Origin of the sequence: Saccharopolyspora hattusasensis, assembly GCF_050972075.1 — a bacterium.
GTDB lineage: Bacteria > Actinomycetota > Actinomycetes > Mycobacteriales > Pseudonocardiaceae > Saccharopolyspora > Saccharopolyspora hattusasensis.
The window spans coordinates 2,299,957-2,322,227 of the sequence record NZ_JBPCDC010000001.1 but is presented as its reverse complement, the minus strand read 5'-3'; the positions used below and the strand labels follow the sequence as shown (position 1 = coordinate 2,322,227).

General features: G+C 68.4%; 21 protein-coding genes and 4 tRNA genes. 12 read left to right on the top strand and 13 right to left on the bottom strand.

The window, feature by feature from the left end:
• Nucleotides 1-72 precede the first annotated feature (72 nt).
• The 5 genes from ACRXBZ_RS10185 (at nt 73) to ACRXBZ_RS10165 (ending at nt 3,951) form a co-directional block, all read left to right on the top strand.
• Nucleotides 73-816, top strand: coding sequence for an ESX secretion-associated protein EspG (locus ACRXBZ_RS10185; protein ID WP_433878892.1), 744 nt, complete (start codon nt 73-75; stop codon nt 814-816).
• Between the two features lie 148 nt (nt 817-964).
• Nucleotides 965-1,243, top strand: coding sequence for a type II toxin-antitoxin system Phd/YefM family antitoxin (locus ACRXBZ_RS10180; protein WP_433878891.1), 279 nt, complete (start codon nt 965-967; stop codon nt 1,241-1,243).
• Nucleotides 1,236-1,640 carry a type II toxin-antitoxin system VapC family toxin gene (locus ACRXBZ_RS10175; protein WP_433878890.1) on the top strand — a complete coding sequence of 135 codons (405 nt, stop codon included), beginning with the start codon at nt 1,236-1,238 and terminating at the stop codon, nt 1,638-1,640. Before ACRXBZ_RS10180 ends, ACRXBZ_RS10175 begins: the two co-directional genes overlap by 8 nt.
• A 154-nt stretch (nt 1,641-1,794) precedes the next feature.
• Nucleotides 1,795-2,481, top strand: coding sequence for a LysR substrate-binding domain-containing protein (locus tag ACRXBZ_RS10170; protein ID WP_433878889.1), 687 nt, complete (start codon nt 1,795-1,797; stop codon nt 2,479-2,481).
• A gap of 519 nt (nt 2,482-3,000) precedes the next feature.
• The gene (locus ACRXBZ_RS10165) at nt 3,001-3,951 is read left to right on the top strand and encodes a C39 family peptidase (RefSeq protein WP_433878888.1); all 951 of its coding nucleotides are present in this window, start codon (nt 3,001-3,003) and stop codon (nt 3,949-3,951) included.
• Nucleotides 3,952-4,324: 373 nt separating this feature from the next.
• On the opposite strand, the gene ACRXBZ_RS10160 is transcribed toward ACRXBZ_RS10165, so the two are convergent.
• Both ACRXBZ_RS10160 and ACRXBZ_RS10155 read right to left on the bottom strand, forming a co-directional pair.
• Nucleotides 4,325-4,396, bottom strand: a tRNA-Val gene (locus ACRXBZ_RS10160).
• A 57-nt stretch (nt 4,397-4,453) separates the two neighbouring features.
• Nucleotides 4,454-4,804 (bottom strand): TIGR02611 family protein, encoded by a 351-nt coding sequence (locus ACRXBZ_RS10155; protein ID WP_433883839.1) that lies wholly within the window; start codon nt 4,802-4,804, stop codon nt 4,454-4,456.
• Between the two features lie 979 nt (nt 4,805-5,783).
• Between ACRXBZ_RS10155 and ACRXBZ_RS10150 the strand changes: the two genes are divergently transcribed.
• From ACRXBZ_RS10150 to ACRXBZ_RS10130, 5 genes are all read left to right on the top strand, one after another.
• Nucleotides 5,784-6,209 carry an SsgA family sporulation/cell division regulator gene (locus ACRXBZ_RS10150; protein ID WP_433878887.1) on the top strand — a complete coding sequence of 142 codons (426 nt, stop codon included), beginning with the start codon at nt 5,784-5,786 and terminating at the stop codon, nt 6,207-6,209.
• A gap of 140 nt (nt 6,210-6,349) precedes the next feature.
• Nucleotides 6,350-6,422, top strand: a tRNA-Gly gene (locus ACRXBZ_RS10145).
• 47 nt (nt 6,423-6,469) lie between these two features.
• A tRNA-Cys gene (locus ACRXBZ_RS10140) sits at nt 6,470-6,541 on the top strand.
• Nucleotide 6,542: 1 nt separating this feature from the next.
• Nucleotides 6,543-6,617 (top strand) — tRNA-Val (locus ACRXBZ_RS10135).
• A 370-nt stretch (nt 6,618-6,987) separates the two neighbouring features.
• Complete coding sequence (locus tag ACRXBZ_RS10130) at nt 6,988-7,413, top strand: SsgA family sporulation/cell division regulator (protein ID WP_433878886.1); 426 nt, start codon at nt 6,988-6,990, stop codon at nt 7,411-7,413.
• A 335-nt stretch (nt 7,414-7,748) separates the two neighbouring features.
• Here the strand turns inward: ACRXBZ_RS10130 and istB are convergent, their stop codons facing one another.
• The 4 genes from istB to ACRXBZ_RS10110 all read right to left on the bottom strand — a co-directional run bounded on the left by istB (nt 7,749) and on the right by ACRXBZ_RS10110 (nt 11,077).
• Nucleotides 7,749-8,522: an IS21-like element helper ATPase IstB gene (gene istB, locus ACRXBZ_RS10125; protein ID WP_433878885.1), complete on the bottom strand. Its 774-nt coding sequence runs from the start codon at nt 8,520-8,522 to the stop codon at nt 7,749-7,751.
• The gene (locus ACRXBZ_RS10120; protein WP_433878884.1) at nt 8,519-8,803 is read right to left on the bottom strand and encodes a hypothetical protein; all 285 of its coding nucleotides are present in this window, start codon (nt 8,801-8,803) and stop codon (nt 8,519-8,521) included. Before ACRXBZ_RS10120 ends, istB begins: the two co-directional genes overlap by 4 nt.
• A 2-nt stretch (nt 8,804-8,805) precedes the next feature.
• A complete protein-coding gene (gene istA, locus ACRXBZ_RS10115) occupies nt 8,806-10,311 on the bottom strand; it encodes an IS21 family transposase (protein ID WP_433878883.1) in 1,506 nt (501 codons plus the stop codon).
• Nucleotides 10,312-10,786: 475 nt separating this feature from the next.
• Nucleotides 10,787-11,077, bottom strand: a complete 291-nt coding sequence (locus ACRXBZ_RS10110) for a hypothetical protein (protein ID WP_433878882.1) — start codon at nt 11,075-11,077, stop codon at nt 10,787-10,789.
• A gap of 236 nt (nt 11,078-11,313) precedes the next feature.
• Here ACRXBZ_RS10110 and ACRXBZ_RS10105 point away from each other — a divergent pair, with 236 nt between their 5' ends.
• Nucleotides 11,314-11,514 (top strand): Clp protease/crotonase-like domain-containing protein, encoded by a 201-nt coding sequence (locus ACRXBZ_RS10105; RefSeq protein ID WP_433878881.1) that lies wholly within the window; start codon nt 11,314-11,316, stop codon nt 11,512-11,514.
• 8 nt (nt 11,515-11,522) lie between these two features.
• On the opposite strand, the gene ACRXBZ_RS10100 is transcribed toward ACRXBZ_RS10105, so the two are convergent.
• The 5 genes from ACRXBZ_RS10100 to pruA all read right to left on the bottom strand — a co-directional run bounded on the left by ACRXBZ_RS10100 (nt 11,523) and on the right by pruA (nt 18,977).
• On the bottom strand, nt 11,523-12,296 hold the full coding sequence (locus ACRXBZ_RS10100) for an SWIM zinc finger family protein (RefSeq protein WP_433878880.1): 774 nt from the start codon (nt 12,294-12,296) through the stop codon (nt 11,523-11,525).
• Nucleotides 12,293-15,043 (bottom strand): DEAD/DEAH box helicase, encoded by a 2,751-nt coding sequence (locus tag ACRXBZ_RS10095; RefSeq protein ID WP_433878879.1) that lies wholly within the window; start codon nt 15,041-15,043, stop codon nt 12,293-12,295. Before ACRXBZ_RS10095 ends, ACRXBZ_RS10100 begins: the two co-directional genes overlap by 4 nt.
• Nucleotides 15,044-15,708: 665 nt before the next feature.
• A complete protein-coding gene (locus tag ACRXBZ_RS10090) occupies nt 15,709-16,167 on the bottom strand; it encodes an IS3 family transposase (RefSeq protein ID WP_433878878.1) in 459 nt (152 codons plus the stop codon).
• Between the two features lie 78 nt (nt 16,168-16,245).
• Nucleotides 16,246-17,175: a proline dehydrogenase family protein gene (locus ACRXBZ_RS10085; RefSeq protein ID WP_433878877.1), complete on the bottom strand. Its 930-nt coding sequence runs from the start codon at nt 17,173-17,175 to the stop codon at nt 16,246-16,248.
• Nucleotides 17,176-17,348: 173 nt separating this feature from the next.
• Nucleotides 17,349-18,977 (bottom strand): L-glutamate gamma-semialdehyde dehydrogenase, encoded by a 1,629-nt coding sequence (pruA, locus tag ACRXBZ_RS10080; protein WP_433878876.1) that lies wholly within the window; start codon nt 18,975-18,977, stop codon nt 17,349-17,351.
• Nucleotides 18,978-19,124: 147 nt separating this feature from the next.
• On the opposite strand from pruA, the gene ACRXBZ_RS10075 reads away from it, so the two are divergent.
• Entirely contained in the window at nt 19,125-20,780 is a 1,656-nt protein-coding gene (locus ACRXBZ_RS10075; RefSeq protein WP_433878875.1) for a PucR family transcriptional regulator, read from the top strand.
• Between the two features lie 67 nt (nt 20,781-20,847).
• On the opposite strand, the gene ACRXBZ_RS10070 is transcribed toward ACRXBZ_RS10075, so the two are convergent.
• Together ACRXBZ_RS10070 and coaA are read right to left on the bottom strand one after the other, a co-directional pair.
• A complete protein-coding gene (locus ACRXBZ_RS10070) occupies nt 20,848-21,111 on the bottom strand; it encodes a hypothetical protein (RefSeq protein ID WP_433878874.1) in 264 nt (87 codons plus the stop codon).
• A gap of 119 nt (nt 21,112-21,230) precedes the next feature.
• Nucleotides 21,231-22,163: a type I pantothenate kinase gene (gene coaA, locus ACRXBZ_RS10065; RefSeq protein ID WP_433878873.1), complete on the bottom strand. Its 933-nt coding sequence runs from the start codon at nt 22,161-22,163 to the stop codon at nt 21,231-21,233.
• Nucleotides 22,164-22,271: the final 108 nt, after the last annotated feature.

Genomic DNA, 22,271 nt, shown 5'->3' with positions numbered 1-22,271 from the left:
TATCCTGCTGATCAAGTCCGACCACAGGGGATCTCCGACTTCAGGGGATCTCGGTGAACCACGGAGCCGGCGATGCGATGCAGCCTTCGGGAGTTCGACGGCCTGCTGCGTGACAGCGAGGTCGGGCCGGAGATCGCGGCGTTCCTGATCGCGGAGCCGCAGGCGGCCTCCGCCGGGCCGCGGGACGAGCGGTGGGCCGGACTGGCCGCGAACCTGGCCCGCGCATCGGTGTTCGGATTCGCGCAGGTCAGCAACCCCGGCGAAGCGGACTTGCGGGCCGTCGTGGCGGTCGGCAACCACCATGCGGCGCGTGTGCTGGTGCGGGGCGAGTCGGTGACCGCACAGCAGGTTCGCCCCGATGCGCCGTGGCCCGCGCTGGTGGGCTGCCTGCCGGACCGCGAACCGGCCGGGGGCTGTGAGGTCACCGTGCCCACCCGGGTGCTGGCCGAGGCGCGCGCCGAGGCCGCGAAGCGCGAGGACCGCCAGGTGGACTGGCTCGCCTACGAGCTCAAGCGCCGCCAGGTTCCCCCGGCGGACGCGCAAGCCGTGGGGGGCCTGATGCGGCGGGCGGATGGGATGGCCGCCAGGCTCTCCGTGGGCTTGCGCGTGGCGGCCGGCGCGGTCCGCAGCGGACCGTCCGAGATCGAGGTGCACCACGCGCCGACCGGTCGGGCCGCGTTGATCCCGGAGACACCCGACGACAAGTTCACCGTGGTCGCCCCGGCCGGTGCCTACCTGCTCGGCCGGACGCTCCAGGAATACGTCGAGAGCCTGTGGGCGAACACCAGCGAACGCACCCAACCGCGGCCGCGCTAGGCCCGTCCGAACCTTCCTCTCGGCGGCCGATCGCCACGCCGCCGGCGATGTGGACGCCGGAAGCCCTGGGCGCCTTCGGCCCCGAAACCTTCGGACTCCCCGGCGCCGCGTCGTAGCCCCGTGTGCTACGCCGCGCTACCCTAGCGGCGTGAAGATTATTTCGCAGCGGGAGTTCCGCAATAACTCTGCTGGCGTGATGGATGCGGTGGAGGCGGGGGAGACTTATCACATCACTCGCAATGGTGTGGAAGTTGCGGAGCTGCGTCCTCTTCATCGTCGGCGTCGTTTGACCACGGAAGAACTGATCGAGCGGCTTCGGAAGCTACCTCGTGTCGACTACGCGCGCATGCGGCAGGAAACCGACGAGTTCTTCGGCAGCGAGGACCGGGTTGGCGACGATGACCCCTGGGAGCGCAGCCGTGGTTGACCGCCATCACTCGGGCGTGCTGGACACCTGCACTTTCATCGATCTTGAGCTGCTCGATCCTGCTGTCCTGCCCGTGGAGCCGGAGCTCACCGCGGTCTCGATGGCCGAGCTGCATCAGGGCGTAGCGATGGCGAAGGGTCCCTTGGACAGGGCGGCTCGAATGGAGAGGCTGGGGGTAGCCATTCTCGGATTCGATCCGCTGCCGTTCGATGGTGAAGCGGCTGCGCGCTATGGAACGTTGGTCGCGTTGATGTTGGCGGCGAACCGAAATCCCCGTCCGCGCAAGATGGATTTGATGATCGCTGCTATCGCGTCAGCGCATGGTTTGCCGCTATATACGCGCAATGCTGATGATTTCAAGGGGCTGGAGAGCATGGTCGCCGTGGTAGCAGTCTGACCTGTGCCTGTGAGGCCTCGGTCGTCTGGTGCGGTGCTGAGGGTCGCCCCGGTGATGCCGATCGGGATCACCGGCGCCACGCCCGCGCTGGCCGGGAAACTGCCGTCCGAGCAGGAGTTCTGGGCCGCCGCCCAGGAGATCGCCAAGCGGCCAGGTGCGCGACGACCTGGACGCGGCGTGCCTGCGGTTGGCAGGATTCGACTTCTGGTGGCGTGCCGGCCTGATCAGCTGCGACGGGCGGCCTGGTCACCGCGCTGCGCGAAGCCGTCCGCGGCGGCACGCCGTACCTGGGCGCGAGCGCGTCGCCCCGGAGGTGCACGACGGAGAAGCGGTACAGATGCTTCCCGCGCTGTGCAACGGAGAACTTGACGTTGTGGTCCTGGAGAGCTGGACCCACTGCCCGACGCCGATCCCGAAGGGAGTCCAAGTCAAAAGGGTGCTGCACGAGCACGCGCTGCTAGCGGTCCCAGCAGACCACCCGCACGCCAACCTGAGGTCGGCGAACCTGGCGGACCTGCAAGACCAGCTGTGGGCCACGTGCCCACCAGACACGGACACCTACGAGGCCCTGGTCCAACTACTGCGGACGAACGACCACCACGAGATCGACGTCCGCTACTACGTGGCGGACGGTGCTACTCAGCTGAGACTGGTGGCGGCAGGCCTAGCGGTAGCCCTGATCCCGGAGATGGTCGCGACCCCAACCCCACCAGGCGTAACGCTGCTCCCTTGCGAACCGGCAGCAACGAGAAACATCCTGGCGGCGACGAAGAAGGCCGACGAAACGCCCCAAGCCCGGGCCTTCACGAGAGAGCTCCGGGAAACAGCCCGCGCAACCTGAAGCCGAGAGCGGCTGCCGGGGGCTCCCAATATCATCAACTAGCTGCTCGGGGCCTTGTGCCGAGCCTCACGGTCGCGTTTTAGCCGATCTTCGCGAAGGGGTGAGCGGGAAGTCGATCTGGGCCCGGATGGCTTGAGGGCAGGTGCCGCCCATCGTTGCCGGGTGCCGGTTTCGCCCGGTGCGCCTTGATTGTCCCCACGTCGCGTGCACGCCCGTTATCAGCGTAAATGCCGCCCGGATCCGTAGCGGTAAAAGGCTCGGTGGCCGGATCTGGCGCGCTTGCTCCGGCGCCTGCTCGGCTCCCGTTCGGCGATTTCCCGCATCAGCGGCGATTGCTACGGAGAGGAGCCAATCAAGAGGTAATCGCTGGTCCGATCAGGTGAAGCGGTTGAAGCATCCATAACACTTAGTTACGGTCAGCGGCAGTGCATCACGATCCGGTCACGAGGTCTCGACCCGCGAGAGGACACCGCACCCCCGGCGGTGGCGACCGGATCTCCCCGACGTGGAAAGGCATACGTGCACAAGCATCGCAACGCGGGCGGTCACACCCCGAAGGCCGCGATCCGCGCACTCGTTGACAGGTTCCACCCGAACTCGGGCGGTGGCGCTCCGTCTCGCAAGGTGTCCGGCAAGGTCCTCTCGGTGGTCGTCGCCGGTGGCGCGATCGTGGCGGTCGGCCATCCGCTGGTAGCGGGCGCGGCTCCGGTTCCGGCGCCCGCCCAGGTCCGCGCCGCCGACACCGCGGTGCAGGCTCCGGCAGCGCCTCCCGCTCCGGCAGCGCCTCCCGCTCCGGCAGCGCCTCCCGCTCCGGCAGCGCCGGCGGCTCCGCCGGCACCTGCTGATGCTCCGGCTCCTCCGGCTCCTGCTGATGCTCCGGCTCCGGCGGCTCCTCCGGCCCCGGCGGCAGCGGAGGCACCGAGCGCTCCAGCGGTCGTTCCCCAGGCCGTCTCCAAGTCCGTCCCAGTGGACTACCAGGCGCAGCAGACCAGCTACTGGTGTGGCCCCACGGCGACCCGGATCGCGCTGTCCAGCAAGACCGACAAGCTGCCGGACCAGGGTTCGCTCGCGACCGAACTCGGCACCACCGAGAACGGCACGGACCACATCGGCCAGGTCGTCGACGGGCTCAACAGGGAGCTGGCAGGAACCGGCATCCAATACGTCACCCGGGACTGGGGCGACCGCCCACTGACTCCGGAGATGACCCAGCAGCTGTGGTCGGACACGGTCCGCGACATCGACGCCGGCAAGGCGATGGTCGCCAACATCGTCGCGAAGTCCGGCAACCAGCCACCCGGCTACCCGTCGAGCGAGACGATCTACCACTACGTGGCGATCATCGGCTACAACGCGGCGGACAAGACGGTGCACATCTCCGACCCCGCCCGGTTCAGCGGAATCGAGGACTACTGGCTGAGCCTCGACCAGATCGCCTCGCTGATCCAGTCCAAGGGCTACGCCGCCTGACGAAAACCGCATGCCGCGTAAGAAATGAAGGCCCGCCCGTCCGGCGGGCCTTCACTCCTCGGTGCGCGGGCGAGGCCGTCGCGAGACCTCGCATTCCAGCAGCCTGCGCCGTCGGATTGTTGAAATCGCCGGGACCGTCGCCAGAAGAGCCGATTGCGGTCACAATTCTCGGGGTATCTCGATTCCGGTCACCCGGCAAAACTTCAAGTTGTCTGGCTCGCGTCGGACAAGGACCAGCCTGCCTGATCTTTCATCCGAGAAAGCCACTTGGGATCTCCACCGCACTGTGGGGGGCTTGGGGGGTCGACCCCAGAATGATCAACAAGAAAGGCCCCGTCTGCGCTCGGCAGGCGGGGCCTTTCCAATTTTCGCGTGGGCGATACTGGGATCGAACCAGTGACCTCTTCGGTGTGAACGAAGCGCTCTCCCCCTGAGCTAATCGCCCTTGTTCTGTTGTTTCGTCCCCGTTCCCGGGGACGAGAAGAACAATACACGATCGTTTTCAGGCCCCGAACAGGGGGGAGGCCAACCAGGTCCAGTGCAGGCCTAGCCAGCCGCCGACGGTGTTGAACACGCCCAGTAACCACAGCGTCGTGAGGACGACGAGGCAGGTGGCGCCCATTACGGCGAGCTTGGTGGCGAGGTGTTGGCGGCCGAGCCAGCGCACCCAGCGCTGGTAGTGGCGCTTGGCGAAGGTGTTGACGCGGTGGGCCCAGTGGAACTCGGTGGCGAGGATCCCGAGGCCGGCGAAGACGACGAGCCAGCCGGGGCCGGGATAGGGGATCATCAGTATGCCGGCGACGAGCACGAAGGTGCCGAAGACGCCGAGCGCGATCCGGTAGCTGGTGTTCAGCCCGGGCTTGCGGCGGATGCGTTCGCGGAAGGCGTGCAGGCCTTCCCGGATGGCGTGCAGCCGGGGCGTGTGCTGGCGGTCGGCGGGTTCCGTCCTGGTGTTGCGGGGGTCCGACTCGGCTGTCTCGTTCAGGGTTGTCCACCTGCCGGTTACGAACGTTCGTCATGTTCTGCCGGTTGTAACCGCGCCGCTCGCGGTGTCCGGTCAGGGCCAGAATACGGGCCTTGTCCGGGTGGGGACCGTGCCGTGGGTCACCGCGTGTCAAGCGGGCACTCGGGCGCCGCGGCTTTGCCAGGCCCTCCGAAGTGTGATCGGGATCATCGACGGTTGTGCTCGACGTTGGGCCTTTCGGCCCTGTTGTGGTCCTTCGATCCTGGTCACATTGTGACGTCGCTCTCGACAGGCTGTTCGACGTACGCGTGGTTGGTTACGGAGGAGATGCAAGCCATTAGCCCGATATGGGGAACTGTGGTGGCGAGCGTCTCACCGGCTGGTCGCGCTGCGAGAATGGCGAGCGGTTCGGTCGCCTATTCTCGAGTGGACGTCAGGCGAGCTCGACGAAGTGGGAAACCCGGTGGTCAGCCGGGCGCGGCGGCGAGTTCCGCAAGGCGAGGGCGGCGGAATCGAAGGCTCGGTGCAACCCGCGGTTCGTTCGGTTATGGAATGTAGCGGAGCTTGGTCACTTGGTAGGTGCCGGTCCTGCGACTCAACGTCCTCTGTCGGGTTTGTTCGCGACGGATCTTCTTCCGGTGTGGACAACGGATCCGGTCCGTCTCGCAATGGGGCGGCCAACCTGCGGTCCGCTCCGGTACCGGAGCCGGGTTGAACACGCTGTGCGTTCGCGTGATTGCCCAGCGAAGTTGGGCCTGCCCCGTATGGGTGGTCTATGCGGTAGTTGCGAGCGTATCGGCCCGATGAGGCGTCACAACTATGTTGCTCGGTCGATAAGGGGACCGGGAGGAGCAGGAAGGGGAGGACAATGCGTAACGATCATGTGGCACTGCGTTCGACAGCTGTGTTCGATCTGTTGGCTCCGCAGACACCGGCCGTGCCGGTCCAGGTCGAGCTGCGCTACGACACCCGGGACCCGTACGCGGTGGTGGCTGCGTTCCGCACCGGGCGCGTCGGCTGGGTCGAGTGGGTGTTCGCCCGCGACCTGCTCGCCGACGGTCTGATCGCGCACGCCGGCGAGGGCGACGTGACGATCCGCCCGGCCCTCGACGCCCCGGAGGTCGTGGCGATCGAGCTGAGCTCGCCGTCGGGCCACGCGGTGTTCGAGGCCTCGGCACAGGAGCTGGCCGACTTCCTTGACCGCACCTACGACGTCGTGGTGCCGGGCAACGAGAACCTGTGGGTCGACGTGGATGAGGCGCTGACCCGGCTGCTGCCCCACGACCTGGGCTGATCTGGGCGAACGCCAACTCGGCTTGGTCTCGTTCCGGCCGGGTGGACCCCCCTTTGATCGTGGTCGTGGGAGTGGTCTAGAGTTCACTGTGCAACGCGGCGGACGGGCCGGAAGATCCCGGACTTTGAAGTCGCAGGCAGGCGGACGTAGCGCAGCTGGTAGCGCATCACCTTGCCAAGGTGAGGGTCGCGGGTTCGAATCCCGTCGTCCGCTCTGGATTCTCTGGCGGTCCAGCCGGCTTCGGTATGGATGCGGAGTCCGGCGGAGTGGCCGAGTGGCTTAGGCAAGGGCCTGCAAAGCCCTGTACGCGGGTTCGATTCCCGCCTCCGCCTCGCGCGATTAGCTCAGTGGGAGAGCGCTACCTTGACACGGTAGAGGTCACTGGTTCAATCCCAGTATCGCGCACCATTGTTTCAGCAGGTCAAAGCCCCTGTCGGTGATCTTCCGGCAGGGGCTTTGATCGTTATAAGCTGTTGAGGCAGCGAAAAGGCAGCATCAGCGCGGAGAAACCGGGACCGGGACCGGGACCGGGACCGGGGCTGTTGGCGGTTCGTCGTCTGGTCGTCACCGAGTGCCCGCAGCACCTGGTCAGTGTGGTCGCCCGGCGTCTGCTGCCGGGACGCATCGAGTCCCGTGGGTTCGGTGCGAGTGAAGGTTCCTCGCTGGGAGCCCGGGGGTGGATTGCCACCAGGGATCTGAAGACATCGTGAAGAAGACATGAACCCGGGTTGGGCATGCTGGTATCTAGGAAGTGAAGCCGACGCTTGGGAGTGCGGACATGATGGCAAACGATCACGGCACGGTGCTCGCCACCATGGTCTTCAACCTGGTAGCCCCGGCGGGTGTGATCGCGCCGGTTGGCGTGGAACTGGGGTACGACAGCCGCAACCCGTACGAGGTCAGCATGAAGCTCAACGTGGGCAAGGCCGGTCAGGTGGATTGGGTGATCGCCCGCGACCTGCTGGCCGACGGGCTGGTCGCCGAGGCGGGCGAAGGCGACGTGCGAATCCGCCCTCGACTGGACGATCCGGGGCTGGTCGTGATCGAGTTGAGCTCGCCGTCAGGGCAGGCCGCCTTCGAAGTGAATGCCGATCAGCTTGCGGAGTTCTTGAACGACACCTACGACGCGGTCGCACCCGGTGACGAACACCGGTGGATGAACGTCGACGAGGCGCTGAGCCGGCTGCTCTCGCACAACCTGTAGTGGCCCGGTTCTCCCGCGCCGCACGCCAGGCGGCCCAGCCGCGGGACCTGGCGGCGCTGAACACCACCTGAAAACTCCGTCACGCTGCGCCTCCGAGCCGGGAATCCGCCCGGCCCGGAGGCGCAGCGCTGTTGCTCGAGTGTTGTGTTGATGTTTTTCTGGGACAGCAGAGCACTTCGTTCGGTTTGTTTCTCGCCGAAAAAGAGTGGTTTTCTGTGTGTTTTGGTTGGTGGCTGTCAAGGGACATGAGGATCTGCCCATAGACGGTCACGAAAGCTGCCCGGTGGTGGCCACGAGATCTGCCCGCTCGTGGCCACCAGATGTGCCCGGGCTGGCTAGTTCAACGCGATCACCCCTTGTCCGTTCATGGCTTGGGAGAGCCGGACGCTGTCGCCGTTGGTCTGGCAGACGTGGGCGTGGTGGAGCAGCCGGTCGACGGTGGCGGTGGCCAGCGTTTTGGGCATGAGCTCGTCGAAGCCGGCCGGGTGCAAATTTGATGAGACCGCGACGGCCCGCTTCTCGTAGGCGGCATCCACCAACCGGTAGAGCCCTTCGGCAGCGTCCGCGCCGACCGGGAGCAGCCCGATGTCGTCGACCATGACGATGTCGGCGCGCAGGATGCGGCCGATGGCCTTGGTGACGGTGTCATCGGCGCGGTGCCGCCGCACCAGCACCCCGAGCGATTCCAGGGTGAACCAGGCGACGTTCAGCCCTGTCTCGACGGCCTGCTGGCCGAGCGCTTCGAGCAGGAAAGTCTTGCCGGTGCCCGAGGGGCCGCAGACCACGAGGTTCTCCCGCCGGTGCACCCATTCCAGGGTGCGCAGCGCCTGTTGGGTGGGTGCCGGGATCGACGATAGCTTCTCATCCCAGGCGTCGAACGTCTTGCCGGTGGGGAACCCGGCCCGAGCGCGGCGGGTGGCCAGCGAGGACCGGTCCCGACCAGCGACCTCCTCGGCCAGCAGCGCTTTGAGCACCTCGGTCGGGTCCCAGCGTTGTGCCTTGGCGGTGGCCAGCACCTCCGGCGCGGCTTTGCGGATGTAGGGCAGCCGCATCCGCTTGAGTAGCCGTTCCAGCTCCGAATCCAGCGGCGGCGCGGTGGGGGCGGTCATGGTTGTCCCCGATCACCGTCGAGCAGGTTGCCGATGCGTTCGCTGATCATCGCCAGGAACAGCGTCACCTTCTCCGGGGCACGGAACCCGCCGAAGAACCGGTCGAAGTCCGCGCGGGTCGCCGGGTCGGAGTGGTCGAGCCAGTCGGCCAGCTCAGCCAGCAGCCAGTGCCACTCGAACAGTTCCCCGGCGGCGACGCCGACGAGCTGGTCAGGGTCGGCGGCGCCGTCGCGACTGCGCATGATCTGGGCGATCTTCGACGGGGAGTTGACGGTGCGCATGGTCAGTTCACCCCCTGCTCGCCGAGCCCGGCCCACCCGGCGGTGCCCTGGGCCAGGCTGTTGCCCTCACCGGCCCGCTGCACGCCTGCGTCACCGGCCGCGGTGACGCCGTGGGTGAGGATGGCGGCCAAGTCACCGTGCCCGAACCGGCCCGCGGTGGCCGCATGCCCCAGCGCCCAGTCCACGGCGGCCCGGCCGTGCAGCGCGGCCAGATCGACCGCCTCGGCCATCTTGACCCGCATCCGATGCGCGCCCGCTGCGGCGGCCTCAACCAGCCACAACCCGGCACCCTCACCCAGCGCGAGGAATTCCGCCTCCGCGACCGTCCTTGCGCGTGGCCTACGGTGTAGCGGACCCTCCGGCTGCGGCGGGAAATGCTCGTCCACCACTTGTGGGTTGCCGGGGGTGGTGCGGACGTGGCGGGCGACCTCGACCGGGCCGTCCACCCTGACGTGCACGATCACCACCTGATCGCCATGGGGCCGCACCCACACCGTCTCGCCGAGCAACTCGTGTGGCACCGAGTACTGGCAGGTGTCGAACGCGATCATCGGGGTGTTGGTCGGCACGGTGCGGGTCACCCCGAACGCCGCCGTGTACGGGTGTTCCGGCAACGGGTGCAGCCGCTGTTGTTCCTCGGCCAGCATCTCGGCCGGCGCACGCCGCGTGATGCGGTGCGGACGGGTGTTGACCTGCTCGCAAAACACCCGGCAGGCCTCTTCGAGTTCGGCGAAGCTGCCGTAGGCGGGCAGCAGGTTCGCGTCGGTGGGCACCAGATCGGCTTTGGCGATCTTGACCGCGTTCTCGCTGCCGCCCTTGCTGGCCGGGTCAGCTGGCACACACGTCGCGAAGGTCAGCCCGTAATGCTTGCCGAACTCCAGTATCTGCTGGTTGCGCACCGCGATCCCGGCCACATGCTCCACGGTGACGGTCTTCTCGTTGTCGGTCAGGGCGTAGGTCGGACAACCACCGAACGCCCGTAGGGCCTGGTCGATCGCGGCCATCACCGACGGCAGCGTCTTGTCCAGCAGCGGCAGCACCACCCGGAACCGGCACCACGCCAGCCACGCGCAAAACAGCTGCGTCGCCGTCCCAGCCACGAGTGGGCCGGTGCCGTAGTCATACTGAAACCACATACCCGGTTCCGGGACCCACGGCCGGTGCACCCGCCGGTGACCAGCCCGCCAGGACCGTTTCACCCGCTCCACCGCCCGACGGGTGGTGCGCTCCGAGCCCGCATAGCCCAGCGGCAGCAACCGCTCATGCACCACATCGGCGCGAACTTTGCCCTTCGACCGCTCGACCCACTCCTCGATCTTCGGCAGGAACGCATCGATCAGCATCGGCCGCGGCTGCGCCCGACCCGGCGTCAACCGGCCCTCCTCACGCGCCGCCACATACTGCGCGACCGTGTGATGCGAACACCCCGCCAACTCCGCCGCAGCGCGACACGAGCCGGTCAAGTCATACGCTTCCAAGATCTCCATGATCTCCTCGTCAGACTTCACGCATCCCTCCTCGGGAACGTGCTCGAACAACACAGACGAGGGCGAGCACACCCGAGGAGGGACCCCACACCCCGAAGGCGCGCGGGTAAATCAACAAGACATGGGCAGATCTCGTGACCGCCAACGAGCAGGTTTCATGACCGCCAGCGGGCAGTTAAATGGCCGTCACTGGGCAGTTTCTCGTGGCCGCCGACAGGTGGCGTGGTTCAGCGAAACGCAGAGTTTTCTTCCGCCGGTTGCGCGACCGGCTGGCAGCTCGCCACGCTGTTTCTACATGCGTCGCTGATTTCGGGACCAGGGGGCGCATGTGCCTGGTGAGGTTTCGGGGACATCGCCAGGAGTCGGGAAAGGGGCGGGTGACCGTTGGGGGTTGCCCGCCCCATCCCGCGCATCGCCGGCCCGGAGGCCCAAGCTGGGATTCCCCGCGCACGCTCGGTTTCTCAGGGTTGGAAGCGGTAGCCCATGCCGGCTTCGGTCAGCAGGTGGCGAGGCGGTCGGGGTTGGTTTCGAGGCAACCCACCCGGCCAGGCCGTGCTCGTGACCGCCAGCGCGGCACCCGCGAGCGCGCCCAGCCGCACGGCGTCGCTGAAGCCTTCCCATGCGAGATCCCCGCGACTGTAAACACGAAGCCGTTCAGGAACATCCAGCCCAACACCGCGGTGCCCAGTGCGCCCGGGGCATTGCGGATCGCGGCGGCGTATCCGCCGACGACGAGGCCGAGCACGACCAACCCGGCCACCGACGCGCCCGACCACCAAGCAGTCACGCCGGCAGCCACCGTCCCGGCCGCTACGACGAAGAAGCCCACTGCCGACGACGTCGCGGGCCCTGCCACGCACCGACGAGCCGGGCCCCAACTCCGGAAACTTCGCATCACCACGTCCCCTGCCTTCGTTCGCAGGCGGTTACCAACCCAGTCAAGCTCGCCGGGAACCCGTGGCCAGGGGTCTTGACGCAATTGCTACGGAAAGCGCCCGAAACTTGACGGGGTGCGCATGTCTCGTGCTCCGAGGGGACTGGCCATGGTCGATTCGTGTCGAGTTCGGCCCGGCCGCGGCCGAGCAGAAGAAACTCCTGCGCTCCTGGGAAGATCTGCCGATCGACCAGGCCGTCGCGAACAGCGTCACCGAGTTCGGCGCGGCCTTCGACACCGGTGAACCGCAGCGGTTCATAACGGAGTTCCTCAACCGCAAGCGTTCTTGAGCCAGCTGTCACGAGCCCTCGGCGAGGTCCCATGCGCGGGTTCGGGCGCGTTGGCCGGCCGCAACCAGGTGCTGCCAGGTTTCCCGGTCGATGCCACGGATCTCGCCGAGCACTCGCAATGCCTCCGGCACCCGGCCGTCGGGCTGGTGCGGGTGGACCGCGATGGCGGCGAGGTCTCCGCGCGCCGTGAACAGCGCTTCCGGGTCGAGCTGGTCGATCGTCAACCGCTCTGGCTCCGATTCGACCGCGCCGCCGGAGCGCGCCGCGAGCAACGCGGCCAGCAGCGGCTCGCGGTCCCGGCCGCGCAGCCTGGTGAGCAGGAACGGGTCGGTGTCCAGCATCGGAGCGAGCACGTAATGCATCGCCGTGGCGTGCGCGCAGGGCTCGATCTTGCTGGTGCAGGCGCACGTCGAGTCGAGCTCGCCGCTTTGTGGGAACAGCGACAGATCCACGTTGCGCAGGGTGTCGTCGACATCCTCCGGTAGTTCGCCTTGCAGCAGGGCGGCGGCATGCCGGAGCTGACCGGCCAGCGCTTCGACGGCGGTTTCCCAGTCGGCGTCGGTGAAAACCGGCAGTGTCAGGACGACATCGTGGACCTGGCTGCGCGCGTGCACCCGGGCACGGATCGTTCCCGGCTCGACGGCCAGGTCCTGCACCGCGCCTCTTCGCGCCAGCGTTCGTCCGTGCGGCAGCCGGGGATTGGGGTAGGTGGCGCCGAGCGACTCCAGCGTGCGCCGCCAGCGCCGCCCCCACCATGTCGCTCCGAAGCCCGTGCCGCTCATGAGTCCTCCGTGGACAGTTCGACCACTTCGCGCAGCGCGTCGTCGGTCAGTTCGGTCAGCCAGGTCTCGCCGCTGCCGATCACCGAGTCGGCCAGGGCTCTCTTCTGCTCCAGCAGATCGGCGATCCGCTCTTCGAGCGTGCCGTGCGTGACCAGCTTGTGGACGTGCACGCGGCGGGACTGGCCGATCCGGTGCGCCCGGTCGGTCGCCTGGTCCTCCACCGCCGGATTCCACCACCGGTCGTAGTGCACGACGTGCGTGGCGCGGGTCAGGTTCAGGCCGGTGCCGCCCGCCTTCAGGCTGATGATCAGCAGCGGTGGGGCCGCGTCGTTGTGCTGGAAGGCGTCCACCATCGCCTGCCGATGTGCCGTGCCGACGCCGCCGTGCAGGAACGGGACCGCGGGCAGGTCCAGCTCGGCGGCCAGGTGTGCGGCGAGCAGCCCGCCCATCACCCGGTACTGGGTGAACACCAGCGCCCGGTCGTCGGCCGCCACCACCTCGGCGAGCATCTCGGTGACGCGGGTGAGCTTCCCGGAGCGGCCGGGCAGCGGCCCGGGTTCGCGGAGGAAGTGCGCGGGATGGTTGCAGATCTGCTTGAGCGCGGTCAGCAGCCTGAGGATGCGTCCGCGCCGCCGGATGCCGCTGCCGAGCCCGTCGTCGAAGGTGTCCCGCACCGTTCTCCGGTACAGGCGGGCCTGCTCATCGGTCAGCGCGCAGGCCACCACCGACTCGACCTTCGGGGGCAGGTCGGTGGCGACCTCGGTTTTGAGGCGGCGCAACAGGAACGGGGCGACGACCGAGCGCAGCCGCCGTGCGGCGTCGTTGTCGTGCCAGCGCTCGATCGGTATCGCGAACCGCTCCTTGAAGCGGGGGAAACGGCCCAGGAGTCCGGGGTTCGCGAAGTGCATGATCGACCACAGCTCGGCGAGGCGGTTCTCCACCGGGGTGCCGGTCAACGCTACCCGGGCTCCGGCGCGCAGCCGGCCTGCGGCCTGCGCGGTCTGCCCGGCCTGATTCTTGATCTGCTGCGCCTCGTCCAGCACCACGACGTCCCAGTCCACTTCGGACAATAGAGTGGCATCGGCGCGCAGCAGCGGGTAGGTGGTGATCACGACCGAGCCGGGGGTGAACGCGCCGGCCGTGGTGGGGCGCCGGGGGCCGTGGTGCCGGACCACCTGCAGCTTCGGGGCGAACCGGTGGAGTTCGCGCTGCCAGTTGTCCACCACCGAGGTCGGGCAAACCACCAACTGCGGGCGGGCACCGGTTCGGGCCGCCAGCAGCGTGATGGTCTGCAGCGTCTTGCCGAGGCCCATGTCGTCGGCGAGGACCGCGCCGAAACCCAGCTCCGCCATGTCCTGCAGCCAGGCCGCGCCGCGATGCTGGTAGTCGCGGAGGGTCGCCTCGATGCCGACCAGCTGCGGCTCCCGCGCGGGCTTGCCGAGCCGCTCCACCAGCATCCGCAGCCGTCCGCCGGCCGACACCTCGACCTCGCCGAGCTCGGTTGACCGACGTCCTTCCAGCACCGCCGCCAGCGCCTCGGACTCCGACAGCGACTGCGTCTTCCCGAGCACGGCGCGGACGTTCTTCGCCTCGGTCAGGTCGATGCGCACCCACCGGCCGTGCCAGCGGACCAGCGGCCGGCCCGATGCGATCAGCTCGTCGAGCTCGTCCGCGCTCAACGCATGGTCACCGATCGCGGCCTCCCAGCGGAACTGGGCGGAATCCAGGGACCGCAGCCGGGCCCGCAGGCGGCCCACCCCGGTGAGGTCCGTCGGCACGTCGACCGCGATGCCCGCCGCGGTCAGCGCCGGTTCGCCGGTGGACAGGAACTCCGCCGCCTGCGCGACGTCCAGCCGGGCCTCGGTCGGTTGCCGTTCCGACAGCGCCGCGTCCAGCGGCGGGAAGATGCGGGCTGCCTCGGCCAGCCCACGCACCAGCGAATCCTGCGGTGCGCCGATGGAACAGCCCGGCAACTGGAGGGTCGCGCTGCCCGCGGACCAAGCACGCTCGGCGGGCACCGCCACCTTCGGGTCGGCCGCGGCGTGGAGGTGGAAGCTCAGCGCCCACGGCGTTTCGCCATCGGCGGGGACTTCCAGGCGCAGCCGGAGCCGACCGCCGAGCGGACCGGCCGGGCCCGCCGGCAGCGGGCGGGCCCATTCCTGGAGCTCGGCCCTGACCTGCTCGTCGAGACGCACGGTCGCGTCGGGGCCGGTCAGCGCGGTGACCCACGTCCCGCCCCAGGAGCCGTTGCCGGCGATGGCAGTGCCTCGCGCGCACACATCCGCGACGGCGTCGCCGAAGGCGGCGAGCAACGCCGGTGCGGTCCAAAGTCCGTCGTCGCGGCGTAGCGCGTGTGCGGCCGGTGGCATGGCCTCGGCTAGCGCGGCAAGCCGGCCGTCGTGGAGGTTCGCCAGCCGCCAGCGTGCGACGTCGTCGCGCACCTCGGGCACCAGATGTCCGGCGGCGACGTGCTCCAGGGCCAGTTTCGTGGCAACGCTCCAGGCGATCAGTGAGTCGCCGGGTCGGCGCCAGCCCAGCCACCGATCCGGCGTCGGCAGGGCCGCGAGGGGAGCGAGCGCGTCGCCGATCGGGACCAGTACGGCGGGCACGTCGGCCGCCGCGACCTTGCGCCCGGCTTTCCGGACGGTCGGCAGTTCTCCTTGCGCCCCAAGCGGAAACCCGAGGTCGCTCGCCGCTGCGGGCGGGTCGTCGGTGCCCCACAGGGCCAGGTGCCCGGCGGACGGCAACGGGCCGTCCGGGTGGAAGGTCGCCTGGAGCCGGGTCGGGATACCGGATCGTCTGGTGCGTGCCGGAGCCGTAATGGTGTCCTCCGTTCAGGCCGGTCGATGGGCGCAGTTGTCCCCGACCGCGATGTCACGATTTCCCCGCTGCCGGCAAACGGTACACAAAAATCATTGTGCTGCCCAGAAATCCAGTTCAGCGCGCTATTTGACAACTCGCCGATCCTGTTGCCGCGACCGACTTGACAAATCACCTCCGATGCCTTCCAAGGGTGTCGCTGACCTGCGGTTCCGTCTCGCCCTGGCGTGTCGTGGATTCCCTTTTGAGGGCGTTAACGCTCGTTTTCGACAATTTTGGCGGACTGGTGATTACGGATCCGATTGGCTGGTGAACGGCCGTGAGTACTTTTCGGCGCTATAGCACCGAAAAGTACTCACGGCACTTGATCGTGAGCGGCGCGAGTCGTGCTCGCTGGAAGCGGACGATCTGTGGGCCGTCGCCGACGGGTTCGGACTACCCGAAAAAAATTCGAGCAATGCCAACGAGGTTCCCCGCGGTTCGTCCTCGGGGGTCGAGCCGGGCCACCACCTCGCGGGTGTCCTCGAAGCTCACGCTGCCCGTTCAGGCCTCGGGCTGGGGTCTCCGGGAGTTGGACTCGTTAAGTAAGAGTCTAGGCCGCCAGGGTCTGGGCCCGGTATTGCACCGGGCTCAGAACCTCACAGTGTGAGTGGCCCCGGCTGGTGTTGAACCAGGTGATGTAGTCGTCCAGCGTGGTCGTGAAGCCTCGAGGTTGAGGTAGCGGGTGTGGTGGAACATTGCCACCTTGAGGTGTCCGAAGAAGCTTTCGATCACGGCGACGATAGGTCGAACTCACAGGCGAGGTCGAGCTTCGTCTCACCAGCCAGGAACCGTTGCACCACCTCGAGTTTGAACTCGAAGGAGAACGATCGCTTCGACGTTTCCTCACCAGTGCCGCACCCCCGCGCACCCGCCACAGGTCATACAACCGGCCAACCGCCCAGACAGACACACCAAGCCTGGTCGCGACCGACCTCCTCGCCCAACCGTCATCGAACAACTTTATCGCCGCGGCACGCTGCTCCACGGTCAACGAACTTGGCCCTGCCATGCAACTGTTCCCGAAGGTCAGAACTGAATTTCTCAGTCCAACTTCCGGGAAGCAGTTCAGCCTTCCGGGGCGCCCGGGTCAGTTCTGGGACAGCAGCGAGCGCAGGAAGAAGACGAGGTTGGCCGGGCGCTCGGCGAGGCGACGCATGAAGTAGCCGTACCACTCGTCGCCGTAGGCCACGTAAACCCGCAGCTTGTTGCCTTCGGACGCGATCCGCTTCTGCTCCTCGGCCCGGATGCCGTACAGCATCTGGAACTCGTAGCTGTCCGCGCTGCGCCCGGACCGCGCGGCCAGGTCGGCGGCAATCGCCACCATTCGCGGGTCGTGGCTGGCCACCATCGGGTAGCCGTCGCCCTCCATAAGGATCTTCAGGCAGCGGACGTAGGAGCGGTCCACCCCGGCCTTGTCCTGGTAGGCGACGGAAGCCGGCTCGGAGTACGCGCCCTTGCACAGCCGCACCCGGGAGCCCTCGCCCGCCAGGTCGCGGCAGTCCTGCTCGGTGCGATGCAGGTAGGCCTGCAGCACCGCGCCGACCCACGGGAAGTCGACCCGCAGGTCGCGGAGGATGCCCAGCGTCGAGTCCGTGGTGGTGTGGTCCTCCATGTCGAGGGTCACCGTGGTCCCGGCGGCGGCCGCGGCCTCGCAGATCAGGCGGGCGTTGTCCAGGGCGATCTTCTCGCCGTCGGCGGGCAGGAACTGCCCGACCGCGGAGAGCTTCACCGAGACCTCGGCCCGGTCGGCCAGGCCCTCGGCTGAGAGCACCTGCAGCATCTGCTGGTAGGCGCGAACGGTGTCGGAGGCCTGCTGCGCAGCGAGGGTGTCCTCGCCGAGGTGGTCGAGCGTGACGTACATGTTCTGGTCACGCAGGGCTCGGGTAGCCCGGACCGCGTCCTCGGGCGTGGTGCCGGCGACGAACCGCGCTACGACCGGCTTGGTCAGCGGGTTGGCCTCCACGAGTCGGCGCACGCCCCGGGAACGGGCCGCGGCCAGCAGGGTGCTGCGCAGCATCGTCGGTCTCCTTCTTCGCAGCTGTGCTCGGTGTTCGGGAATCTCCTGCCTTCCGCGTTGGCTGCAATCGAAGTTGGCTGCAATCGAAGTTGGCTGCAGTCGAAATTGCGTGCCGCGGTTCGCCGGAGGCGCACCGGCGAAGGGTCCGGAGTGAATCGTGTTCCGGCCAGTCCTCAGCCCATGTGCGGGTAGCCGATGTGGGTGGGGGCGTCCCAGGTTTCCTTGATGGCCCGGGGGCTGGTCCAGCGCTGGATGTTCAGCAGCGAACCGGCCTTGTCGTTGGTGCCGGAGCCGCGGCTGCCGCCGAAGGGCTGGCGGGACACGATGGATCCGGTGGGCTTGTCGTTGACGTAGAAGTTGCCGGCCGCACCGCGCAGCTTCTGGTGCGCCAGCCCGATGGCGCTGCGGTCGGTGGCGAACACCGCACCTGTGAGCGCGTAGGGGCTGGAGGCGTCGACGACGTCGAGGATGTCGGAGTACTTGGCGTCGTCGTAGACGTGCACGGCGATGATCGGCCCGAAATACTCGGTGGTGAACACCTCGTCGCCGGGATCGTCGCAGACCAGCACGGTGGGCTCGACGAAGTAGCCGGTGGCGTCGTCGTAGCCGCCGCCGACGAGTACCTCGATGGAGTCGGTCTTGGCCGCTCGGTCCAGCGCTGCCTTGTGCTTGGCGAAGGCGCGGCGGTCGATGACGGCGCCGCCGAAGTGGGAGAAGTCGGTGACGTCGCCGTAGTGGATGGTGCTGGTCAGCTCCGCCAGCTCATCGCGCAGCCCGCCCTCCCAGATGGAGCGCGGCACGTAGGCGCGGGAGGCGGCGGAGCACTTCTGGCCCTGGTACTCGAACGCGCCCCGGGCGAACGCCGCCGCCAGCGGGGTGGGGTTGGCCGAGGGATGGACGACGATGAAGTCCTTGCCGCCGGTCTCGCCGACGATGCGCGGATAGGAGCGGTAGGCGTCGAGGTTGTCGCCGATGATCCGCCACAGCTTCTTGAAGGTGGCGGTGGAGCCGGTGAAGTGCAGGCCGGCGAAGCCGGGGTCGGTCAGCGCGACCTCGCTGACGGCCTGGCCGTCGCCGGTGACCAGGTTGATCACCCCGGGCGGCAGGCCGGCGGCCTCGAACAGGCGCATGGTGAAGTGCGCGGCGAACTGCTGCGAGGGCGTCGGCTTCCACACCACGGTGTTGCCCATCAGCGCCGGGGCGGTGGGCAGGTTGCCGGCGATGGCGGTGAAGTTGAACGGCGTGATCGCGGTGACGAACCCGTCCAGGGGGCGGTAGTCCATGCGGTTCCACTCGCCGGGCACCGACCGCGGCTGTTCGGCGATGATCCGCCGGGCGTAGTGGACGTTGAACCGCAGGAAGTCGATGAATTCGCACGCGGCGTCGATCTCGGCCTGTTGCGCCGACTTGGACTGGCCCAGGATGGTGGCGGCGTTGATGGTGTCCCGCCACGGCCCCGCCAACAGGTCCGCGGCGCGCAGCAGTACCGCGGCGCGCTCGTCGAACGACGTCGCGGCCCAGGCGGGGGCGGCGTCCTTGGCGGCCTGCACGGCGTCGGCGACATCCTGGGTGGTGGCCTGCGCGGCGGTGCCCAGCACGTGCTGGTGGTCATGCGGCTGAACGACGTCGAAGCGCTCGCCGCCGCCGAGCCGCTGCACGCCACCGATGGTCTGGGTCAGGTCGATGCGCTCGGACTCCAGCTCCGCGACCCGCTTCTGCAGCGACTCCCGCTCCGGCGAGCCGGGCGCATAGCCCTTGACCGGCTCGTTGTAAGGCACCGGTACCGAAGTGATGGCGTCCATGGCCAATTTCGCCTCCTTGCGGGAAGTCGCTGTCGGGGAAAGGGTCTCTCACTTGGGAGGTTAAGGTTTCGTTAGCGCCCCGGGCTTGTCCGTTCGGCTATCGTTGACATTGTTGGATTGTTCGGTTGGACAAGTGGGGTCCTTGGGTTGCACGAGGTCGAAGTTGACGCCGTGGGCGTTGCCGTGGTGGGCGTGCCGTTGCGCCAACTCCTGATCGCAGTGGGGGAACCGCTGGTCGACGTGCTCGCGGCGCCGCGCGGCTTCGACGTCGAGGTGCGCGACGTCGTAATTGTCGACCCGGAGGAGGAGTCCGGCAGCGGTCGCAGCGGCCATTTCGTGCTGGTCATCGGCGCGCGGGGCAGGGCGGCCGCCCGGCTGGTGCGCGCCGCGGCCCGCGACGGGGCGGCTGCCGTGGCGGTGAAGGTCGATTCCGAAACCGACGCGCGGGCCCTGCGCGACACCGCGATCGACTGCCGGATCGCGCTGCTCGGCGTGCGGCCCGAGGTCCGCTGGGAGCAGCTGGAGTCCTTCGCGCGTTCGGCCGTCGATAACGCCCGGCTGACCACCGACGCGGACCTGGGCGAGGCGCTGGGCGACCTGTTCTCGCTGGCCCAAACGGTGGCGGCGATGACCGACGGCATCGTCGCGATCGAGGACACCGCGAGCCGCGTGCTGGCGTATTCGCGCTCCGACGACGAGGTCGACGAGCTGCGCCGCCTGTCGATCCTGGGGCGGCAGGGGCCGGAGCCGTACCTGGCGATGCTCCGGGAATGGGGCGTTTACCAGCGGTTGCGCGCCGGTGAGGACGTCGTGCGCATCGACGAGCGGCCGGACCTGGGCATCCGCCGCCGGATGGCGGTCGGCATCCACGCGGGCGCCCAACCGCTGGGCACGATCTGGGTGCAGGAGGGCAAGCGGCCGCTGTCCGAGCATTCCGAGCGGGCGCTGCTGGGCGCGGCGCGCGTGGCGGCGCTGCAGCTGATCCGGCAGCGCACCGAGGCCACGGCCGGGCCACGGTTCCGGGAGAACCTGCTGACGGGTCTGCTGGACGGCCTCATCGACGCCCAGTCGGTGGCCGGCAACATCGGTGCGGATCCGGCGAAGCCGGCGGTGGTCGTGGTGTTCACGCTGCGCCCGTCGGACGCCAGCGCGGACCGCTCCGAACTGGAGTTGCAGCGGTCCGAGATGACCGGCCTGATCTCGGTGCACGCCTCGGCCTACCGGCGCAGCGCGCTGGTCACCACGATCGGTTCACGGGTGTACGTGCTGCTGCCGGACCTGCCGGAACGCTCGGCGGTGGCGTCCGCGCTGGGCCTGACCAGGGAGATCGTGGCGGCGGCCAAGCAGCACCTGCGGGCGCGGGTGCAGGTGGGCGTCGGATCGGCGGTCCGGACGCTGGACGAGGTGGCGGAGTCGCGCACCGAGGCGGACCGGGTCCTCGACGCGATGACCCACGACCTGCACGCGGAGATCGCCACCATCTCGGATGTGCGGGCGCAGGTGGTGATCAGCGAGATCCTGACGGTGCTGCATAGCAACGAGCAGTTCCGCGACTCCCGCCTGGCGGCTCTGCACGAGCACGACGGTGAGCACGGAACCGACCTGGCTCGCTCGCTGCTGGCGTACCTGGAGGCGTTCGGCGACGTCCGCGCGGCCAGCGACGGCTTGCACGTCCACCCGAACACCCTCCGCTACCGGGTCCGCCGGGCCGGTGAGATCACGGGCATCGACTTCGCCAACCCGACAGAACGCCTGAGCGCCCACCTGCAACTACTGCTCGCCCGCCGGACCGCCCGCCGCTGACGGCCGCTCGACGGCGTCCTCGCGGATGCTCGCCACCAGCAAGGCGAAGTCGTCGTAGGGCGCCGGATCAGCACCGTCGCCGGGCCACCAGCCGTACGCGGTCAGTCGTGAGTGCGCAAGCGGGCTCCCACCCGTTTATGCACTCACGACCTGACCGGGGCCACAGGAAGGCGAGGACTGAGGTCATGACGATCAGCACCAGCAGCACCACCAAGGCCACCTTGTCCGCGCGGATGCGTGCCAGCCCCCGAGCTCGGGCCCGCTCCCTGCGCTGGTGTTCCTGGTCGGCGAGGTGCAGTCGTGCGTTGCGCGGATTGAACGAACTGAACATGAACCCGTTGCCGTATCATCGCCGGACCTCCAGATCCACCGCCGATCTCATGATCGTACCGGCGGCAAACGCGGTGACCTGGGCTTTTCGTTGCGCTATCTGGGGGTCGGCATCCGGCGTCAGAGCTTGCGGAGGCGGACCCGGTTGATCGAGTGGTCGATGTCCTTGCGCAGCACCAGGGTTGCGCGGGGGCGGGTCGGGAGGATGTTTTCCACCAGGTTCGGTTCGTTGATCGTGCGCCACAGGTGCTCGGCCTCGGCGCGCGCCTCGTCGTCGGAGAGCTCGGCGAAGTGGTGGAAGTGCGAGTTCGGGTTCGCGAACGCCGTGCTGCGCAGCGTCAGGAAGCGGTCGGTGTACCAGCGGGCGATGTGGTCGGTGTGCGCGTCGACGTAGATCGAGAAGTCGAACAGGTCCGACACGGCCAGGCTCGGCGCGGGCTGCAGCACGTTAAGCCCTTCGATGATCAAGATGTCCGGCTTGCGGACCACGTGCTGCTCGCCGGGCAGGATGTCGTAGGCGACGTGCGAGTAGACCGGCGCGGCCACCTCCGGCGCCCCGGACTTCACCTCAGTGACGAAGCGCAGCAGTGCCCGCCGGTCGTAGCTCTCGGGGAAGCCCTTGCGGTGCATCAGGCCGCGGCGCACCAGCTCGGCCTTCGGGTACAGGAAGCCGTCGGTGGTGACCAGGTCGACCCGCGGGTGGTAGGGCCAGCGGGCCAGCAGCGTGCGCAGGATCCGCGCGGTGGTCGACTTGCCGACCGCGACGCTGCCCGCGATGCCGATCACGAACGGCACCTTCGTGCCGCGGGTCTCCTCGCCCAGGAACGTCGTGGTGGTCTCGTGCAGCCGCTGGCGGGCGGCCACCTGGAGGCTGATCAGCCGCGACAGCGGCAGGTAGACGTCGGCGACTTCGGCGAGGTCAACCGGCTCGCCGAGCCCGCGCAGGGCGACGAGCTCGTCCTCGGTCAGCGGCAGGGGAAGGGAGTCGCGTAGTTCCCGCCACTGCGCGCGGTGCAACTCGACATACGGGCTCAGTTCGCGAACGCGCGTCACAGGCACCCCTCGGCATTGAGGCCCGGTAGGAACTCAGACGCCCCCGGGAGATTTCCGGCGGCGCTGGGAAAAACCCTAGGACGCCGATGCCGTGCGACGCTGTGACCC

Excerpts from the sequence above, each read along its gene's own strand:
- ACRXBZ_RS10185 (WP_433878892.1), top strand. The coding sequence starts at position 73 with ATGCGATGCAGCCTTCGGGAGTTCGACGGCCTGCTGCGTGACAGCGAG.
- ACRXBZ_RS10150 (WP_433878887.1), top strand. The coding sequence starts at position 5,784 with ATGCGTAACGATCATGTGGCACTGCGTTCGACAGCTGTGTTCGATCTG.
- ACRXBZ_RS10130 (WP_433878886.1), top strand. The coding sequence starts at position 6,988 with ATGATGGCAAACGATCACGGCACGGTGCTCGCCACCATGGTCTTCAAC.
- istB (WP_433878885.1), bottom strand. The coding sequence starts at position 8,522 with ATGACCGCCCCCACCGCGCCGCCGCTGGATTCGGAGCTGGAACGGCTA.
- ACRXBZ_RS10120 (WP_433878884.1), bottom strand. The coding sequence starts at position 8,803 with ATGCGCACCGTCAACTCCCCGTCGAAGATCGCCCAGATCATGCGCAGT.
- ACRXBZ_RS10100 (WP_433878880.1), bottom strand. The coding sequence starts at position 12,296 with ATGAGCGGCACGGGCTTCGGAGCGACATGGTGGGGGCGGCGCTGGCGG.
- ACRXBZ_RS10090 (WP_433878878.1), bottom strand. The coding sequence starts at position 16,167 with ATGGCAGGGCCAAGTTCGTTGACCGTGGAGCAGCGTGCCGCGGCGATA.
- ACRXBZ_RS10085 (WP_433878877.1), bottom strand. The coding sequence starts at position 17,175 with ATGCTGCGCAGCACCCTGCTGGCCGCGGCCCGTTCCCGGGGCGTGCGC.
- pruA (WP_433878876.1), bottom strand. The coding sequence starts at position 18,977 with ATGGACGCCATCACTTCGGTACCGGTGCCTTACAACGAGCCGGTCAAG.
- ACRXBZ_RS10070 (WP_433878874.1), bottom strand. The coding sequence starts at position 21,111 with ATGTTCAGTTCGTTCAATCCGCGCAACGCACGACTGCACCTCGCCGAC.